This is a genomic window from Helicovermis profundi (assembly GCF_033097505.1).
GTDB lineage: Bacteria > Bacillota > Clostridia > Peptostreptococcales > Acidaminobacteraceae > Helicovermis > Helicovermis profundi.
The window spans coordinates 296,473-316,052 of the sequence record NZ_AP028654.1; the positions used below are offsets into that span (position 1 = coordinate 296,473).

At 27.5% G+C, this 19,580-nt stretch carries 18 protein-coding genes; 15 read left to right on the top strand and 3 right to left on the bottom strand.

Going from position 1 to position 19,580, the window contains the following annotated elements:
* Positions 1–2,277, top strand: a complete 2,277-nt coding sequence (locus AACH12_RS01235; protein WP_338536270.1) for a Tex family protein — start codon at positions 1–3, stop codon at positions 2,275–2,277.
* A 3-nt stretch (positions 2,278–2,280) separates the two neighbouring features.
* On the opposite strand, the gene mnmL is transcribed toward AACH12_RS01235, so the two are convergent.
* On the bottom strand, positions 2,281–3,210 hold the full coding sequence (mnmL, locus tag AACH12_RS01240) for a tRNA modification radical SAM protein MnmL/YtqA (protein ID WP_338536271.1): 930 nt from the start codon (positions 3,208–3,210) through the stop codon (positions 2,281–2,283).
* A gap of 99 nt (positions 3,211–3,309) precedes the next feature.
* Here mnmL and AACH12_RS01245 point away from each other — a divergent pair, with 99 nt between their 5' ends.
* The 14 genes from AACH12_RS01245 to tsaD all read left to right on the top strand — a co-directional run bounded on the left by AACH12_RS01245 (position 3,310) and on the right by tsaD (position 16,817).
* Positions 3,310–4,755, top strand: a complete 1,446-nt coding sequence (locus AACH12_RS01245) for a sensor domain-containing diguanylate cyclase (protein ID WP_338536272.1) — start codon at positions 3,310–3,312, stop codon at positions 4,753–4,755.
* Positions 4,756–4,766: 11 nt separating this feature from the next.
* Positions 4,767–5,318: a phosphatase PAP2 family protein gene (locus tag AACH12_RS01250; RefSeq protein ID WP_338536273.1), complete on the top strand. Its 552-nt coding sequence runs from the start codon at positions 4,767–4,769 to the stop codon at positions 5,316–5,318.
* A gap of 17 nt (positions 5,319–5,335) precedes the next feature.
* Entirely contained in the window at positions 5,336–6,025 is a 690-nt protein-coding gene (locus tag AACH12_RS01255) for a response regulator transcription factor (RefSeq protein WP_338536274.1), read from the top strand.
* A 4-nt stretch (positions 6,026–6,029) separates the two neighbouring features.
* The gene (locus AACH12_RS01260; protein ID WP_338536275.1) at positions 6,030–7,490 is read left to right on the top strand and encodes a HAMP domain-containing sensor histidine kinase; all 1,461 of its coding nucleotides are present in this window, start codon (positions 6,030–6,032) and stop codon (positions 7,488–7,490) included.
* 151 nt (positions 7,491–7,641) lie between these two features.
* Complete coding sequence (locus tag AACH12_RS01265) at positions 7,642–8,799, top strand: amidohydrolase (RefSeq protein WP_338536276.1); 1,158 nt, start codon at positions 7,642–7,644, stop codon at positions 8,797–8,799.
* Positions 8,800–8,828: 29 nt separating this feature from the next.
* Positions 8,829–9,530, top strand: a complete 702-nt coding sequence (locus AACH12_RS01270; protein WP_338536277.1) for a Bax inhibitor-1/YccA family protein — start codon at positions 8,829–8,831, stop codon at positions 9,528–9,530.
* Positions 9,531–9,795: 265 nt separating this feature from the next.
* The gene (gene tsaE, locus AACH12_RS01275; protein WP_463671007.1) at positions 9,796–10,302 is read left to right on the top strand and encodes a tRNA (adenosine(37)-N6)-threonylcarbamoyltransferase complex ATPase subunit type 1 TsaE; all 507 of its coding nucleotides are present in this window, start codon (positions 9,796–9,798) and stop codon (positions 10,300–10,302) included.
* Positions 10,283–10,990, top strand: coding sequence for a tRNA (adenosine(37)-N6)-threonylcarbamoyltransferase complex dimerization subunit type 1 TsaB (gene tsaB / locus AACH12_RS01280; RefSeq protein WP_338536279.1), 708 nt, complete (start codon positions 10,283–10,285; stop codon positions 10,988–10,990). The genes tsaE and tsaB overlap by 20 nt, the downstream gene beginning before the upstream one ends.
* Before the next feature lie 41 nt (positions 10,991–11,031).
* Complete coding sequence (gene rimI, locus AACH12_RS01285; protein WP_338536280.1) at positions 11,032–11,481, top strand: ribosomal protein S18-alanine N-acetyltransferase; 450 nt, start codon at positions 11,032–11,034, stop codon at positions 11,479–11,481.
* Between the two features lie 25 nt (positions 11,482–11,506).
* A complete protein-coding gene (locus AACH12_RS01290; protein ID WP_338536281.1) occupies positions 11,507–12,769 on the top strand; it encodes an efflux RND transporter periplasmic adaptor subunit in 1,263 nt (420 codons plus the stop codon).
* The gene (locus tag AACH12_RS01295; protein ID WP_338536282.1) at positions 12,769–13,464 is read left to right on the top strand and encodes an ABC transporter ATP-binding protein; all 696 of its coding nucleotides are present in this window, start codon (positions 12,769–12,771) and stop codon (positions 13,462–13,464) included. Before AACH12_RS01290 ends, AACH12_RS01295 begins: the two co-directional genes overlap by 1 nt.
* 12 nt (positions 13,465–13,476) lie before the next feature.
* Positions 13,477–14,700 carry an ABC transporter permease gene (locus AACH12_RS01300; RefSeq protein ID WP_338536283.1) on the top strand — a complete coding sequence of 408 codons (1,224 nt, stop codon included), beginning with the start codon at positions 13,477–13,479 and terminating at the stop codon, positions 14,698–14,700.
* Positions 14,701–14,782: 82 nt separating this feature from the next.
* A complete protein-coding gene (locus AACH12_RS01305) occupies positions 14,783–15,553 on the top strand; it encodes a YIP1 family protein (RefSeq protein ID WP_338536284.1) in 771 nt (256 codons plus the stop codon).
* A gap of 220 nt (positions 15,554–15,773) precedes the next feature.
* Positions 15,774–16,817 (top strand): tRNA (adenosine(37)-N6)-threonylcarbamoyltransferase complex transferase subunit TsaD, encoded by a 1,044-nt coding sequence (gene tsaD, locus AACH12_RS01310; RefSeq protein WP_338537324.1) that lies wholly within the window; start codon positions 15,774–15,776, stop codon positions 16,815–16,817.
* 374 nt (positions 16,818–17,191) lie between these two features.
* On the opposite strand, the gene acpP is transcribed toward tsaD, so the two are convergent.
* On the bottom strand, positions 17,192–17,419 hold the full coding sequence (acpP, locus tag AACH12_RS01315; RefSeq protein WP_338536285.1) for an acyl carrier protein: 228 nt from the start codon (positions 17,417–17,419) through the stop codon (positions 17,192–17,194).
* Positions 17,420–17,503: 84 nt separating this feature from the next.
* Complete coding sequence (gene abc-f / locus AACH12_RS01320) at positions 17,504–19,414, bottom strand: ribosomal protection-like ABC-F family protein (protein WP_338536286.1); 1,911 nt, start codon at positions 19,412–19,414, stop codon at positions 17,504–17,506.
* Between the last annotated feature and the right edge of the window lie 166 nt (positions 19,415–19,580).

The following is a 19,580-nucleotide window of genomic DNA, read 5'->3' on the forward strand; positions in this document are numbered from 1 at the left end:
ATGAAGCTTATAATAAAAAAACTTAGTGAAGAATTAAGACTTAGAGTAAAACAAGTTGAAGATACCATAAATTTAATTGACGAAGGCAATACAATTCCTTTTATAGCAAGATATAGAAAAGAAGTTACTGGTGGCATAAGTGATGAAGTGCTTAGAGATTTTGATGAAAGACTTAAATATCTAAGAAATTTAAAAACAAGAAAAGAAGAAGTAATTAGATTAATTGACGAACAAGGAAAGCTTACTGAAGAGCTAAAGAAGAAAATTGAAGCGGCGAGTGTTTTAAATAAATTAGAAGATCTTTATAGACCATATAAACTAAAAAAAAGAACGAGAGCAACAATTGCAAAAGAAAAAGGATTAGAAAATCTTTCAAATATTATTTTAGATCAAGAAAATTCGCTTGAAGAAATTAGAGAGATTGCCAAAAATTATATATCTAAGGAAAAAGAAGTTGAAAATGTTGAAAATGCAATTAATGGGGCACTTGATATAATTGCTGAAAAAATTTCAGATAATGCAGATTATAGAGAATTTATAAGAAATTCATATATCAATAAAGGCATTCTTGAAACAAAAGCTGTAAAACTTGATGAGCAATCAGTTTATGAAATGTACTATGAATATAAAGAGCCTCTTATAAAAATAGCAAACCATAGAATTCTTGCAATAAACAGGGCTGAAAAAGAGAAATTTATAAAAGTAAAACTAATTTCCAAAGATGAAGAAATAATTGAGCATCTTTCAAAGAAAATTATTGCAAAAGAAAATTGTAGGGAATTACTAACTTTAGCTATTGAAGATTCATATAAAAGATTAATTGCTCCTTCTGTAGAAAGAGAAGTTAGAAATATGCTTTCTGAAAGAGCTGAAGAGGATGCGATAAAAGTATTTGCAAAAAATACAAAACCGTTATTTTTAATACCTCCAGTAAAAGATGCTATTACACTTGCTGTAGATCCAAGTTATAGAACAGGATGTAAACTAGCTGTTCTTGATAAAACAGGAAAATTACTGGACTACAAAACAATTTATCCAAATAAACCTCAAAACAAAATTGAAGATGCAAGAGTCACAGTAAAGGCATTAATAAATAAATATAAAGTAGATATTATTCCTATAGGAAATGGTACTGCTTCAAGAGAAACAGAAAAATTTATTGCTGATACAATTAAAGAAATTGATAGAAAAGTATACTATACAATTGTAAGTGAAGCGGGAGCGTCAGTTTATTCGGCTTCAAAACTCGCAACAGAAGAATATCCTGATATTGATGTTTCAATAAGAGGAGCGATTTCGATTGGTAGAAGATTACAAGATCCACTTGCAGAACTTGTTAAAATAGATCCTAAAAGTATTGGTGTGGGTCAGTATCAACATGATTTAAATCAAAAAAAATTAGATCAATCACTTACAAACGTAGTTGAAGACTGTGTTAACAGTGTAGGAATAGATTTAAATACAGCAACTCCATCACTACTTAAATACGTTTCAGGAATTTCTTATGCAATAGCAAAAAATGTTGTTCTTTATAGAGATGAAAATGGGAAATTCACATCGAGAAAAGAACTAAAAAAAGTTAAAAGATTAGGAGATAAGGCTTATGAGCAGTGTGCTGGATTTTTAAGAATTTTTGAAAGTGAAAATCCACTTGATAATACTGCAATTCATCCAGAGTCTTATGATAATGCTCTTAAACTTCTTAATGAATTAGGATATACAATTGATGATGTTAAAAATTCGAATTTAAATGATATTGAAAAAAGAATTACTGATATTGCACCTTTGGAAGTTAAAAAAGTGAAAAAAATTAGTTCGAGAGGTGGATTTGAAGCTTTAAGAGTTCTAAAAGAAAATAACAATTCGAAAAAAGATGAAGAACTTAGTAATATTAAAAGATTGGAAAATGGATATAAATTGCTTTCAGAAAAAGTAAACCTTGGTGTATTAACATTAAAAGATATAGTTGAAGAAATTAGAAAACCAGGAAGAGATCCAAGAGAAGATATGCCAAAACCTGTATTTAGAAGTGATGTACTTACATTAGATGACCTATCTGAAGGAATGGTACTTGATGGAACGGTAAGAAACGTTGTAAATTTTGGTGCCTTTGTTGATATAGGAATAAAAACAGATGGATTAGTACATGTTTCAGAATTAAGCAATAAATTCGTATCAAACCCAATGGCAATTGTATCGGTTGGAGATAATGTTACCGTAAAAATAATAAAAATAGATAGAGATAGAGGAAAAGTATCCCTATCTATGAAAATGTAAAGGTTAATCTTTATAGTATTTTCCTTGATATGAATCTCTTTTTGCTAATTCTTTATCTACTCCATTTAATATATACCGTTTATTAAGAATCCATTTAGGTTCAATTAATAAGTCTTTTGCACCGTCACCAGTAATTCGGTGAATAGAAATACTTGGATGAAGAATTTCAAGAGAGTCGCATATAAGATTAATATAATCGTCTTTTGACATAAATTCAAAAGGATGAATTTTATAATATGTTTCTAGATCAGTTTTTTTTAAAATATTAAGCATATGAAGTTTTATGCCATATGGTTTTAATTTTGAAACAAAATTTACTGATTCTAGAAACATTTTTTTGTTTTCAGTAGGTAAATTTGCGATTAGATGAACTACAGTTTTTATATTATTAGCTTTTAGAAGCTTATAAGACCTTAAGAAATCTTCTTTTGTATACATGGTTCTAAGTAATTTATGGGTTTTATTAAATTTTGTTTGAAGTCCAATTTCAACCCATAAAAAATGAGTTTTGTTAATTTCACTAAGTAATTTAATAACATTATCTGAAAGTTCATCTACTCTTGTTGCTATTACTATACCACTAATGTTATTATTGTTTAGTGCTTTATAATAAAGAGTTTTTAAATTAGTAATAGTATCATATGTGTTTGTGAAATTTTGAAAATATGCAAGGTATTTAGCATTTGGCCATTTATCCTCGTAAGATTTTATTTGCTTATTAATTTGTAGGTCTATGGAATCTTCTCTATTACCAGTGCCGGAAAATTCACCTGAACCAAGTTCTGAGCAAAATAAACACCCCTTGTTTGATTTTTTACCATCTCTATTTGGACATGTAAAATTTCCGTCTATTGAAAGTTTAATTACTTTTGTATTAAAAGTTTTTCGAAGTTCATAATTTAGTGAATGATATCGTTTATCTAAATAAAGCATTTTTTTATTCCTTTCCTAAGCTAATTCTAATAATGTTATTATATAATAAATTTTGGGGTATATAATATATTATTATGATAATATTTTGAAGGTGATATTATGATTACAAATTCAAATATATATGAAAAAGTTAATAATGATATAAAGAAAATTCAAGAAACTATATCAATTACTACTGATTTAAGTTTTTTAGTTAGTTTAATTGATACAGTTCCAAGTCCTCTTTATTTTAAAGATAATAAAGGTGTTTATAGGTACTGTAATGAATCTTTTGCTGAGTTTTTTGGTAAATCAAAAAAAGATATTATTGGTAAAAATGTTTATGAACTTCTTATTGACAGTGAAGCAATTGTTCATAAACTGATAGATAATGAGTTACTAAGTGAAAAAGGGAAAGAACTTTATGAAGATAAAATAACCTATAAAGATGGAAGTCTTCATGATGTACTATTCTATAAATCGAGCTTTGTAAATGATGTAGATGAAATTGTTGGTTTGGTAGGATTAATGGTTGATATTACTAAACAAAGAAAAAAAGAAGAAAAGATAGAGAAATTACTTAAGATAAAAGCTGCTATGCTTGAAATTAATCAAATTATGTTAAATGTAAATAATATGGAAGATTTGTTTGAAATAATTTTAAAAAAAATAGTTAAAATTATAAGTGCATCAGATTATGGAACAGTTTTTTTAAATAAAAATGATAAATTTTATAATATAGCGTCAGTAGGCTATAATGATAATTTATTAAATAATTTTTATTTGGATAAAGAGAAACTCTTCCTATATAAATCAACTGATGGTAAAATGGATGAATGTAAAATATCGAATAATATAAAAGGCATTAAAGATTTGGTTTTTCCAAAATTTGAAAAAGAAAATAGTGAATTTTATAATATATCGTCAGTTCTTTCAGCTCCTATAATAGTGGACAAGGAATTAATTGCTATTATTAATATTGATAGTATTTATAATAATATATTTGATAATCATGATCTTGAACTAATGAAATTAGTTAAATTTCAAATAGAAGTTGCTATTAAAAATTTCATGCTCTATGAAGAAGTTGTTAATTTATCAAAGTATGATAAATTAACGGGTGTTTTTAGTAGAAGATATTTGGAGGAGCATGTTGATCATATAGTTAAAAAATCAAGTAGATATAAAGAGAAATTTCTATTTGTTGTTTTTGATTTAAATGATTTAAAAATTATTAATGATAAATATGGACATGCTTCTGGTGACAAAGCAATAAATAAATTTGTTAAATTGATAAATGAGGTTATTAGAAAATCAGATATTTTTGCTAGGTTTGGTGGCGACGAATTTATAGGTGTTTTTTTTGAATCTAACAAGAAATTATTAAATGGGAAATTTATAGACTTGCAGAAAAACATTTATAAAAACTGTAGTGAGTATAGTTGTAATTTTAGCTATGGAATTAGTGAATATCCTAAAGACGGAGAAACATATGAAGAATTATTTAATAGTGCAGATAAAAAAATGTATAAAAATAAAAAGAAAATGAAAAGGAAAGTGAAATAATGTGTACAATAGTGTTTAATGAATTAAGAATATTGTTATGGATTCAGTATCATTTAAGAAGTGAATTTCTTGATAATGTAATGAAGTTTTTTACTACTATAGGAAACACGGGACTTGTCTGGATTTTTGTAGCAATTATAATGGTAGTAGTGAAAAAGACAAGAAAGAAAGGGTTTTTAGTATTACTAGCTTTAGTATTAAGTTATATTATTTGTAATCTGATATTTAAAAATATATTGATGAAACCAAGACCATTTGAAGTATACAAATATATCGATTTAATTATCAAAAAGCCTAGTGGATATTCATTTCCATCGGGACATACTTCTTCTTCAATTGCTGCAGCATATGTAATATATAAGAGTAGTTTGTTTTATAAAAAAATTAATTTAGGTTATTTGGCTTTTTTTGTTGCAATAATGATATCTTTTTCAAGACTATATTTATTTGTACATTATCCATCAGATGTTCTAGGAGGTATTCTTACTGGTATTATAGCTGGAGACCTTGCAATTTGGATTATGGGTAAATATGATTTAAGAAAATATAAAAAAATGTTATAGTGATTAAGGGAGGACTTATGAACCCTGTAATATTAATAGTTGACGACGATAATGAGATTAGAAAGCTTATAGATATTTATATGAAAAGCGAAGGTTATAATACTATATTAGCAGAAAATGGATTAATTGCACTTGAAAAGCTGAAAGAAAATTCAGTTGACGTAATAATTTTAGATGTTATGATGCCTATTATGAATGGTATAGAAACTTGTGTAAAAATAAGAGAAGATAGTATAACACCTATTATTATGCTATCGGCAAAATCAGAAGATCTGGATAAAATATATGGTTTAACTTCTGGTGCGGATGATTATTTGACAAAACCATTTAATCCACTTGAACTTACGGCAAGAGTTAAATCGCAAATAAGAAGAAATCAAATGAATAATATGACTAGTGAAGATGTGATAGAAATAGATAATCTTCATATTAACCTCTTAAATAGAGAAGTAAAAATAATAGGAGAACCTAGAGAAATAAAGTTAACACCAATAGAGTATGAAATTTTGGTATTGCTGGCAAAAAACAAAAATAGGGTGTTGACTAATAAAGTAATATACGAAAGTGTGTGGAATGAGGAATTTTATGGAGCAAAAAATTCTATAATGGTTCATATAAGAAAAATCAGAGAGAAGATAGAGAACGACCCTAAAAATCCAAAATTTATATCAACAGTTTGGGGTGTTGGCTATATGATTGAGGGATAGCAATATGAATGTAAATAAAAGAAAAACAAATCATTATTCAAAGTTTTTTAATAATTATAGGCAAAGCATAAGACTCAAAATACTAGTGATTGTATTTTTTTGCCTAATTGTAGGAGTAGTGTCCTATAGCTTTTTCTATGATTTAGTAGACAATATTACTACAGTTCCAATAGTTGATTATGTTGAAAGTATTAACAATATTGAAATGCTTGCTGTAAATACCTTTAATAAATTAGAAGATCAAGATTTTAATAGCTTCAATAAAGAAAAATTATTTAATGAGATAAAAAAATTATTAGTAAAACGACCGGAGCTTCCATTAATAGAAATTGTAGATATTTCTGGTAAAGTTATTATTTCAACGGATCCATATGAAACAAATAAATATATTAATATTGGAGATGTAATAGATAAAGTTAATTCGCAAAATAAAGCGGAATTTGATGAAAATGATTACACTGTTATGAAAACCTTAAAGTATGATGGAAAACTTGCTTATTATATTTATTCCGAAGTACCGGAAGGTAAAATTATTAAGATAAGTAATTCGGATAGTTTTATTCCGCTGATACTTAGTTTTTTAGTATCAATTGCTTTGTTTTTTTATTTAACAAATAAAAAAATGAAATATTTACTTAAAATAACTGAAGGAATTGAATATATATCTTCTGGAGATTTAGAATATAAAATTCCTGTACATGGTAAAGACGAACTTGCTAAGCTTGCTAGACGAGTTAATTTAATGAGTAAAAATTTAAAACAAAAGATTGAACTTGAAAGAAAGGCAGAAAATACTAAAAATGAACTTATAACTAATATATCTCATGATCTTAAAACTCCTTTAACGTCTGTTATAGGATATATTACCCTTATAAAGGACAAGAAATATACTACTAGTGAGGAATTTGATGAATACGTTGATATTGTTTATAATAAATCAGAAAGATTAAAAAAACTTATTGCCGATTTATTCGATTTTACAAAACTTTCTAATGTAGGCTTTAAATTAGAACTTGAAAAGATAAGTATTTTTGAACTAGTTGATCAGATTGTAGAAGAGTATAAAGATCTTTTTGAAAAACAGGAATTGAAGTTAAAAGTTACAGTTGAAGATATAAAAAAAGAGATTTATGCAGACCCAGTAAAAATAGTTAGGATGTTTGATAATTTAATTAGTAATGCTCTTAAATATAGTAATCCAAATTCGCTTGTTGAAATATGCGCAAAAGACAGTGAAGAAAATTTTATATTTTATGTTATAAATGATTCCCTAAATATGGATGAAGATAAAACTAATAAGATTTTTGATAGATTTTATAAAGTTGATGAGTCAAGAAATTCATCTAATCAAGGAAGTGGTCTTGGACTTGCAATAACTAAAAGTATTGTTAAACTTCATAATGGAGAAATAAAAGCTTTTTATAATGATGGAAAAATAAAAGTTATGATAAAGCTTCCATACTAATAAAAAAAGTTAATACATTAGTCACTTGACTAATGTATAATTTTTTTTATATACTTATTTTGTAAATATAATTGGATTGATTTAGCTTGCAAATAATGAAAAATACCCTATATAGATCTAATATAATTTAATAAAATATGGAGATGAGAATATGCTATTAATAAAAAACGGAAAAATAATTACTATGGAAGGTGAAATTTTAGAAAAAGCTTCATTACTTATTGAAGATGGTAAAATTAAAGAAATTGGACTTAATATTTCTGAGGAAGATGCTAAAGAAGTAATTGATGCAAGTGGAAAGTTAGTACTTCCAGGCTTTGTAGAGGCACATTGTCATCTAGGAATGTGGGAAGATGCAATAGGATTTGAAGGCGCAGATGGCAATGAAATGACGAATCCAATAACTCCAGAGCTTAGAGCAATAGATGCTATAAATCCTATGGATAGAACTTTTGAAGAAGCTTTAGAAGGTGGAGTAACTTCATGTGCAACAGGTCCTGGTAGTGCAAATGTTATTGGTGGACAATTTGCTGCTATTAAAACTTACGGAAAAAGAATTGATGATATGATAATAAAAGCACCACTTGCAATGAAATGTGCCTTTGGTGAAAATCCTAAAAGAGTTTATTCAGATAAAAAAACGTCGCCAAACACTAGGATGGCAATTGCATCTGAACTAAGAAATACTTTATTTAAGGCTTTTGAGTACAGAGATAAACTTGAAGAAGGTAAGAAAGATAGTTCTAAAAAACCAGGATTTGATTTTAAAATGCATTCTTTACTTCCTCTTGTAAATGGTGAAATACCTTTAAAAGCACATGCTCATAGAGCTGACGATATATTAACTTCTATAAGAATTGCAAAGGAATTTAATCTTGGATTAACTTTAGATCATTGCACGGAAGGTCACCTTATTGCTGATGAATTAGTTAAAGAAGGTTATAATGCAATTGTAGGACCTTCATTTGGGGATAGAAGTAAATTTGAACTTAAAAATTTAACTTTTGATACTCCAAGTATTTTATCTAAAGCAGGAGTTAAAATAGCAATAATGACGGATTCTCCAGTAGTACCACTTCAATATTTACCACTTTTAGCGTCCCTTGCAGTAAAGAATGGTCTTGATGAAATGGAAGCGCTTAAAGCTATCACAATAAATGCGGCTCAGATAATTGGAATAGACGATAAAGTTGGTAGTTTAAAGGTAGGAAAAGATGCAGATGTTGTAATATGGGATAATCATCCATTTGATATTATGTCAAGTGTAGAATACACAATAATAAATGGGAAAATTGTATATAATAAATAGTAGAAAATATAAGTGAGTGAGAGGTGTTTATGAACGATTTTGTTAGAGAAAAAAGCGATTATGAAATTGAAGGTTTACAAAGAAGTTTTATAAATAAGGTATTTTTATGGATGGCAATTGCATTATCTTTTACGGGAGTGGTTTCACTATATACAGTTAATTCTCCCTGGCTATTAAGATTTATTTTTAGTAGTAATATAACTTTTTCTGCACTTATAGGGCTTGAATTTTTTGCAGTATGGAAACTTACAAGAAGTTTAAGTACAATGAGTGCAGCAAAAGCATCAATAGGTTTGGTTTTATACTCTGTTTTAAATGGATTAACTTTATCATCTATTTTTTTAATGTATACGTCTAGTTCTATTGCTATGGTATTATTTATTTCAGCTGGAATGTTTGGATCAATGTTTATGATAGGTATGACAATAAAAGCAGATTTAAGTAAGATGAGATCAATTTTATTTATGGGCTTGATTGGTATAATATTGGCATCAGTTGCTAATATTTTTATGAGAAGTTCTTTTATGTATACAGCTATTTCTTATATTGGAGTACTTATATTTTGTGGTTTAACTATGTATGATGCATCTAAACTTAAAGCAATTAGCTTAAGAGGTATAAATAATGACGAATTAATGCAAAAATACGTCATTGCAGGTGCACTTATGCTATATTTAGATTTTATTAATTTGTTTTTATTTTTATTAAGAATCATGGGTAGAAGAAAATAGTAATAGTTAATATAAATATATGAGAATTAAATAAAAAATAATCAATAGAATTTATTTAGTAAATACAGTTATTAAGTAAAATTTCATTGGTTATTTTTTATTATATTCTAATGAAATGTTAATGAAACTTTTTTATCGTAGTATATAATATAAGAGGATTAGTATTTATAATATAAATTTAGTATACTTATCTAGTGAATGAATTTTAAATTTTGAGATTATAGAACATAATGTAAATATAAAACTGTTTTGAGGTGTTAAAGTGATAAAGATAATTACTGCTAGAGAAAAAGAAACATTTACTTTAGGTAGATGCATTGCAAAGGTATTAGAAAAGGGCGATATTGTTTGTTTAACTGGAGATCTTGGAGCCGGAAAAACAACAATTTCAAAATCTATTGCTAAAGAAATAGGAATAGACGAATATATAACGAGTCCAACCTTTACAATCGTAAATGAATATGAAGGTAAAGTTAAATTAAACCACTTTGATGTATACAGAATTTCTGATGTGGAAGAAATGTATGAAATCGGATATGAAGAATATTTTTTTTCAGATGCAATAAATATAATTGAATGGGCAAATTTAGTTGAAGAAATAATTCCAGAGAATAATATTTGGATTGATATAAGACTAGGTGAAGATTATAATCATAGAGTTTTTACAATAAAAAGCGGAAATTCTTTTGTGAAGGAAAAAGTTAATAAAATTCAAAACTTATGGAATGAATATAAAAATATGGAGGAAAGTAATGAAAATATTGTCTATTGATACATCAAGTATAATAGCAAGTGCATCTCTACTTGAAAACGATAAAATTATTGGAGAAATATCGATAAATAATCCAAAAACTCATTCTCAAAAATTAATGAGTATGATTAAAACATTGTTTGAATTAAGTGATATGAAAATCGAAAATGTTGATAGAATTGTTGTAGCAAATGGACCAGGCTCTTTTACAGGACTTAGAATTGGAATATCAACAGCTAAAGGATTGGCACATCCTCATAATATTAAAATTGCAGAAGTTTCTGCACTAAAAGGAATGGCATATAATATGGTTGATTTTGATGGAATAATATGCCCTATGATAGATGCAAGGCGAAATCAGATATATACTGCTATATATAGTTCTGAAAAAGATGGTCTTAAAAATGTTTTTGAAGATAAGTGTATATTGATTGATGAACTTATTGAATTGTTAAAAAAAGGACATAAAAAGATTGCTTTTTTAGGTGATGGTGTTAATTCTCATAAAGAAATAATAAAAGAAAATTTTGGTGATAATGCTATTTTTGTGAATGAAAATAACAAGTATCAACGCGCGAGTTCACTTGCCATAGCTTTTATTAAGGAAGGTATTGTTAGTAAAAAATATGACGAAGTATCAGCAATTTATTTAAGAAAAACTGAAGCTGAGACAAAATATGAACAAAATTTAACAAATAAAACACTTTAAGTATAAGTGTTTGTAATAATATTTCATAAGGGGACAAGGAAATGTCTAATATTGCTTTTAGAAAAATGAGAATTTCAGATATAGATATGGTATATCAATTAGAAGTTGAAAGTTTTTCAGTACCTTGGGGAGCAGAAACATTTGTTAGAGAATTAACAGAGAATAAATTAGCACATTATTATGTACTCCTTGATAATGATGAGGTTATTGGTTATGGCGGTATGTGGTTTATTGTTGATGAGGCACATATAACCAATATTGCTGTTAGAAAAAAAAGAAGAGGCTATGGATATGGGAAAAAAATAACAAGTTCTTTAATAGATGTTGCAAAAGAAAGTAATATGTTTAGAATTACTTTAGAAGTTAGAGAAAGTAATTCTATTGCAATAGGTTTATATGAAAAACTAGGTTTTATTTCAGTTGGAATTAGACCTAATTATTATCAAGATAATAAAGAAAATGCAGTTATTATGTGGAAAGAGTTATTGTAAGATTTACAAAAAGGAGGAAATAAAATTGACTAATGGTAAAAAATCTCGTAAGAATATTTTGATCGGAGTACTAATTGCAGCAGCTATTGTAGGATTTTTTGTTTTTGCGATAGTAAAAAGTAAAAATGGAGATTCTTCTATTGATGGTATTGTGTCTGTTAAAAAAGTAGTAAAACAAGACGTTGATTCAACAGTATTTACAAATGGAGTAGTTGTTGCAAAAGATTCTAGAACTCTTTATAGTGATTTGTCTGGTAAAATTACTAGTATTATAGGAAAAAAAGGTGATTGGGTAAAAAAGGGTGATATTCTTATAAAACTAGATTCAACAGATATTGAAAGAAATATTGAAGAGGCAAAAATTGCTCTTGAGATATCTAAAGAATCTCTTAGAGAATTAAATAAAAGTGGCAAAAGTAATTTTGATATTGCACTTAGAAATACTGAAAATGATCTTGAAGATGCAAAAAGAAACTATAATGACAATAAAAAACTCTATGAATCTGGTGCTATTAGTACAGCTGAATTAAATGCTGTTAAAAGCATTTATGAGAAAGCTAAAAATAATTATGCTTCAACTTTAAGAGAATACAAAGGGTATGGAAATGAATCAAAGATTAAAATTCAACAATTAAATATAAAATCAAATGAAATTAATTTAGAAAAATTAAATGAAATGCTTGAAAAAACGTATATTAAGGCTCCAATTGACGGGACTATAGTTGAGTTAAAATTGAAAGAATTTGATAATATAAGCCAAGGTACTCCATTATTAAAAATTGAAGATACTAAAGATTTAGTTGTAAAAACTAATATAAGCGAATATGATATTAATTCAATAAAACTTGGTCAAAAAGTTGTAGTGAAGAGTGACGGAACTTTAAAGGAATATAGTGGTAAAGTAAGCGAAATTTCTCCTAGCGCACAGTCGATTTCTAATGGACAGGGTTATGAAACAATTGTTCCTATTGAAATATCAATAGTTGGTGATATAAAAGGGCTAAAACCTAACTTTTCATCAAACGTAGAAATTAATACTGCGTTTGAAAAGGAAGCAAAAGTTATTCCTTATGAATCTATTTATACTTCAAAAGAAGGCGAAAAATATGTTTTTGTTGTAAATACAGAAGACACTCTATCTAAAAAAATGGTAAAACTCGGTATATCAGGGGATTTAGTTGTTCAAGTACTTAATAAAGATATTAATGAAGGAGATAAAATTGTGCTTAATCCTACAGATTCTTTGAAAGAAGGTAGCAAAGTTAAAGTTAGTGAGGCGATGAACTAATGATTAGGATAAACGAGCTTTGGAAGATATATGATACTGGAAAGATTAAGGTTCCAGCTCTTCGTGGAATTGATTTAACAATCGAGAAAGGTGATTTTATTGCAATAATAGGAGCTTCAGGTTCTGGAAAATCAACACTTATGAATATTTTAGGATGTCTTGATAGACCAACTAAAGGAAAATACGTTTTGGATGATGTTCAAACAGAAACTCTAAAAGACGAAGAATTTGCTCAAATAAGAAACAAAAAAATAGGTTTTGTTTTTCAATCGTTTAATTTAATTTCGAGAACGAGTGCACTTAAAAATGTTGAACTTCCACTTATATATGGGAAAGTGGATTCAAAAAAGAGACATGAATTGTCTAAAAAAGCTCTTGAAAGAGTAGGACTTCTTGATAGAATTGATCATAAACCAAATGAACTTTCAGGTGGACAAAAGCAAAGAGTTGCAATAGCAAGGGCTTTAGTTAGTAATCCTTCAATAATTTTAGCTGATGAACCCACAGGTAATCTTGATTCAAAATCTACAGAAGAAATAATAAGGATTTTTAAAGATTTAAATAATGAAGGTGCAACTATTATTATTGTTACACATGAACATGAAATAGCTGATCAGGCTAAAAGGATAGTTACATTTAGAGATGGAAATATTATTTCTGATGAAAGAAAAATTGATATTTTAGAAAAAATATAGGAGGAATATCTTGTGAATTTTTTTGAAAGTTTTGCTATTGCAATAAATGCAATAAGAATTAATAAAATGAGATCTCTTCTAACTATGTTTGGGATAATTATTGGAATCTCTTCTGTAATTGCAGTGGTTGCTCTTGGTAATGGAACAGAAGCAGCTATTGGAAAAGAATTTGAAAGTATAGGTGTAAAGAGGATATATATAACTACGGACTGGGATAAAGATATTTTAACCAAAGATTATATGAATCATGAAGATGTCAATGTAATAAAGAATGCACTTAAAAAAGATATTAAAGCAAGTTCAGTTTCCATTAATTTTAATGGCAGTGTTAACAATAAAACTACAAAAAAAGAAGTTAATGTATCAGCCAATGGAGTCTCTAGTAACTATCAAAAAATTGAAAATTTAAAAATTGTTAAGGGTAGATTTATAATTGAATCTGATATTAACTCGAAAAGATTTACTACAATTGTAGATGAGGGTCTTGCAAAGCAGATATTTGGTAGGACGGATGTAATTGGCGAAAAGCTTGTAGTGAAAAAAGGAACATCAAATTTAACATTTGTAATTGTAGGTGTTTATGAAGAGCCAAAATCAATGTTTAGTAATGCGTTTGGATATTCTCCGCCTAAAAATATTTATGTTCCATTTACCACTGTTGAAAAAGTATTAGGAATTGGCGATAGAGTTTATGGAATAGATATTAATTTGAATAAAGATGCTAAAGTTAAAGAAGTTATAAGTAATATAACGAATCTACTTGAGAGAAGACATAAAGTGATTGGTTCAGACAAATATAAAGGTTATTCGGCAGAACAAAATCTTGAATCCATTAGCAAAGTGTTAGGAATTCTAACTGCAGTTGTTGGTGCAATAGCAGCAATTTCATTATTAGTTGGTGGAATAGGTGTAATGAATATTATGCTAGTTTCTGTTACAGAACGAACTAGAGAGATTGGTATTAGAAAAGCACTAGGGGCTAGACATAAAGATATTTTAACTCAGTTCCTTGTAGAAGCTGTGATTATTTCAGCTATAGGTGGCATTATAGGTACATTGCTTGGAATATTGTTTTCTCATATTTTGTCGTCGTTTGTTAAAGTTCCACCGTCGACAGATATTAAGACTGTAGCTATAGCATGGTTGTTCTCTGCGGGAGTTGGAATAATATTTGGATTATATCCGGCAAATAAGGCTTCAAAATTGGATCCAATAGACGCTTTACGTTATGAATAAAAAAATATAAATATTGACAAAATCTAAACAAAGCAATATAATGTACAAGAAGCAAATAAAAAAATGTTAATGGAGGTATAAAATGGATTTGGAGAAAGATACTAGTGAAGTGAATAACGATATGGATTTTATTGAGATACCAGAAGAAGTTTTAGAAGAATTTAAAGAGGAAAATTTGCAGCCAAAGTTAAATATATTTGCTAGAATGGCTAAAATAATAACTTCGCCAAATGAAGTTATGGAAGATGTAAATAGAAAAACATATGTATGGATATATATACTTATATTTGCTGTAATAGCAGGAGCTATGTATTTTTTACAAATTGATGCATATAAAGATTTATTTTATAAGCAATTTGCAAAAAATCCAACAATTGATATGACTAATGCAGATGCAGTTGCTAAGATAATGAAAATATCTGTTATAAGTGGAGGCATAGGGTACTTATTATCTTTTGCAGTGATGGTTCCTTTATTTAAAGGTATAGTTTCTCACGTCTTAAGTATTTTTATGGGTTCAAAAGCTAAACTAAGTAAAAGTATTGGTGTTGTAATGAATGCTTACACAATTGTAGTAATAGGTGAAGTTCTTAGAACTGCATTAGTTTTAGTTACAGGAACAATTACATCTTCATTTTCACTTGCTATGATTTTACCAGCTTCTTCACAGCAAACAATTTTATATGCGTTCCTTGGAATGATTAGTCTATTTTCAATTTGGTATTTATATGTTTCTGTAAAAGGATTCAAAGTTGTTCATAAATTATCGACTGCAAAAGCTACTTTTGTGGTAGTTTCGCCATATGTATTATTATTTTTACTTTCAATTATTCCAATTTTATTAAAAAAATAGTTGCTTGTATTAGAAGTAAAATAAATAAATTTCAGTATTTGCAATCTATTGCATATAATACTTGGTTTTGAGTGTTTAAAATTATTAAATTAAATTGTATTTTAGGATATTGATAGATAATTAATCAATATCCTTTTTTATAATTGCTAAATAAGATATAATACTGTTATTATTAGGATAAATAAAAATAACAATTAAGAAGGGATTAACAGTGATTAATATGGAAAATAAAGATGTAATAATTATGTCAATAGAAAGTAGTTGTGATGAAACTTCATGTGCTCTTGTAAAAAATGGAAGAGAAGTTTTATCTAACATAATATATTCTCAAATAGATATTCATAAAAAATTTGGCGGGGTAGTTCCAGAAATTGCTTCTAGAAATCATCTAGAAAAAATAAGCCAAGTAATTGATGAGGCACTAGAAGGAGCAGATTTAACTTTTAATGATGTAAGGGCTATTGCGACTACCTATGGTCCGGGTTTAGTAGGAGCTCTACTAGTAGGAATGTCAAATGCTAAAGCTCTTGCATATTCATTAGGTGTGAAACTAATTCCTGTCAACCATATAGAAGGCCATATTTATGCAAATTTTATTGAGCATAAAGAATTAGAACCTCCTTTTGTATGTCTAATAGTATCTGGTGGTCATAGCCATCTTGTTTATATGAGTGATTACGGCAAATATGAAATACTTGGTAAAACTAGAGATGATGCGGTTGGAGAAGCATTTGATAAAGTTGCTAGAACACTTGGACTTGGATATCCTGGTGGTCCTAAAATAGATGCACTTGCTAAAAGTGGAAACCCGAATGCAATTGAATTTCCAAGAGTATATTTAGAAAAGGATTCGCTAGATTTTAGTTTTAGTGGAATAAAATCATCAGTCCTTAATTATATTAATTCGTGCAAAATGAAAAATATAGAAATTGTAAATGAAGATGTTGCAGCTTCTTTTCAACAAGCGGTTGTTGAAGTATTATCTGTAAAGCTAATTAGGGCTGCAAAATTAAAAAAAGTAAAAAATATTGTACTTGCTGGAGGAGTTGCTGCAAATTCAGGTCTTAGAAATTATTTGATTTCTTTAAGTAAAGAAAATGATTTGAAATTATATTTTCCTTCAATAGAATTATGTACTGATAACGCTGCAATGATTGGTTCAGCAGCATATTATGAGTATATAAGCGGTGCTGATGCAGATCTTAATCTTAATGCAGTTCCTAATTTAAAGCTTGGAGAAAAGAGATATGCTGGGTCAAAATAAGAAAAAAAATAGGCTTATGTTAACCAAATAATGATGTTTAAATTTTCTGAATTACCGGTTTGATTTGTGGATTAATCTGTGGACAATGTGGATAAAGCTTGTAATTATTTTATTTTCATAAAGTATATGTGGATAACTTTGCGAGTAATGTTTGTAAAATGTTAAAGTAAAATTCAAAAAAATGTTTAAGAATATAATTATGTGGTATACATAATAATGGCTAAAAATATTTACTATATAATTAAGAATTTCATTGTATTAAAGTTTGAGTAAGGAGTTATTATGAAAGTGAAAAAAAGAAATGTTTAATCTTGAACTTTAGAAAAAATAAAATGCCGATTACATAATTTTATATGTAATCGGCATTTTTAACGTTATAGTACTGTATGCAAATAGTCAATAATATTTTCAATAGTTTCAAATTTTTCAGCAACTTCATCTGGAATTTCTATATCAAATTCGTCTTCGATATTCATTACAATTTCAACTGCATCAAGTGAATCAGCATCTAAATCGCTGTGAATAGAAGTTTCATAAGTTATTAAATCAGGATCAGTTACATTAAGCTGCTCTACTATTATTTTTTTAATTATTTCAAACATTGTTATCTTCCTTTCTCTATTTTTTTGTACTGAATAGTTCATATAAATATTATATACAAAAATATTTATTTGTCTATATATTTATTATACTAATGATTCCCATTCTTCATATAATATATTTAAGTGCTGCCTTTTATCTTCAACCTCTTTAGAAAGTTTATAGGAAAGTTCATGATTTGAAAATATTTTTTCATCGCATAACTCTGATTCAAGGTCTTTTATTAGATTTTCGGTTATTAAAATATCGTTTTCTATAGCTTTAAGTTTATTTTTAAGTTTACTTTCTTCTTTCAGCTTTTCTTTTTCTCTTTTTCTTTCTTCTTTTATTTGAGTTTTTGTTTTAGTTTCTACTATAGGATTTTCTTGAAAATTATTCTCTTCTTTTTTCTTTTCTAAGTAGTAATCATAGTTGCCTAAAAACAAATTAATACCATTATTCGTTAATTCAAGTATTTTTGTGCATACTTTATTTAGAAAATACCTATCATGAGATATTGTAAGAACCGTTGCATTGTAGTTGAGTATTGCACTTTCAAGTGCTTCTTTACTTGAAATATCAAGATGATTAGTCGGCTCGTCAAGTAGTAGGAAATTTGAATTATTTAACATTAATTTTAATAGGGAAATTCTGCCTTTTTCGCCGCCGCTAAGGTTAGAAATTTTTTTAAATACGTCATCATTCTTAAATAGAAATGAACCTAAAAGAGTTCTAATTTGAGTAACAGAAAACATGGGTTTTAAATCAGATATTTCTTCTATTAGATTATTTTTTTCATTTAAGTTAAGTTGCTCTTGATCATAATATCCACATGTTACATTGTGTCCTATAGATATTTCTCCATCAGAACTAGTTAATGAATTTGTGAGTATTTTAAATAATGTAGTTTTACCAACCCCGTTAGCACCAATTATTCCAATTTTGTCACCCTTATATACATCAAAAGTTACAGAATTAAATATTTGTTTTTCGCCAAATGATTTTGAAAGCTCTTTGACTTTAAGAACATCATAGCCACTATCAGTTGTTGAAACAAGATTTAATTTGGTTTTTTCGTTAATAATTGTAGGTTTTTCTACTAGCTCTATTTTCTCTAATTGTTTCTCACGACTCCTAGCTCTTTTGGCAAGTTTTTCTGTTCCGTGCCCTTTAAAGCGCCTAATTATTTCTTCTTGTTTTTTTATATCTTTATCTTGTTTTTCAAATTCTCTTAATTTTGTAATATAAAGTTCTTTTTTAAATCTAATAAATTCCGAATAACTTCCTTCGTGTTCAAGGAGAGACTTATTTTCAAGTTCAAATATTTTAGTTACTACTTGATTTAAGAAAAATCTATCATGAGATATTAATATAACTGTTCCTTTATATTTTGAAATAAAGTTTTCGAGCCAAGTTACAGATTCAATATCGAGGTGGTTAGTAGGTTCGTCAAGAAGTAAAATATCAGGAGAAGAAAGAAGTAATTTTGCTAAATTAAGTTTTGATTTTTGTCCACCAGAAAGCTCATTTGCATTTCTAAAAAAATCTTCATCATTAAAGCCAATTCCTCTAAGTACACCTTTGATTTTACTTTCGTAACTATATCCTTCCTTTAAGGTAAATTCGTCAACTAGATTTGAATATGTTTCAAAAACATCCTTTGGAGGATCAAGGTTTTTTTGACCGTATTCTGAAATAGTATGTTCTAGTTTGCTTATTTTTTCTGCAATTGCTAAAATTTCTTTAAAAGTCGATTTACAGTATTCATAAAGAGTATCATTTATAGAAAATTTAAGTTCTTGCTCAAGGTAGCCTACAGTAAGATTTTTATTATAAAATATATCTCCACTATCATAACTAAGTTTATTTATTAGTATTTTAAATAAAGTAGTTTTTCCAGCTCCATTGTTTCCAATAAGACCGACTTTATCTCCCTCATTAATTGAAAAAGAAATATCTTTTAATACTGGAATTGTTCCGAAATTTTTTGTTAATTTACTGCATGAAATTGAAACCATATTAATGTCCTTTTTTATAATTATAATTAAACTTTTTAATGCTGTTTTATTATAATAATAGTTTTTTTTATTTACGTGATAAATTATACCACATATGAAAGATATGTGGTATAATTTGAAAAGAACCCCTTGCGAGGGGGGTTAAAACTGGTGATTTGGAGGTTTC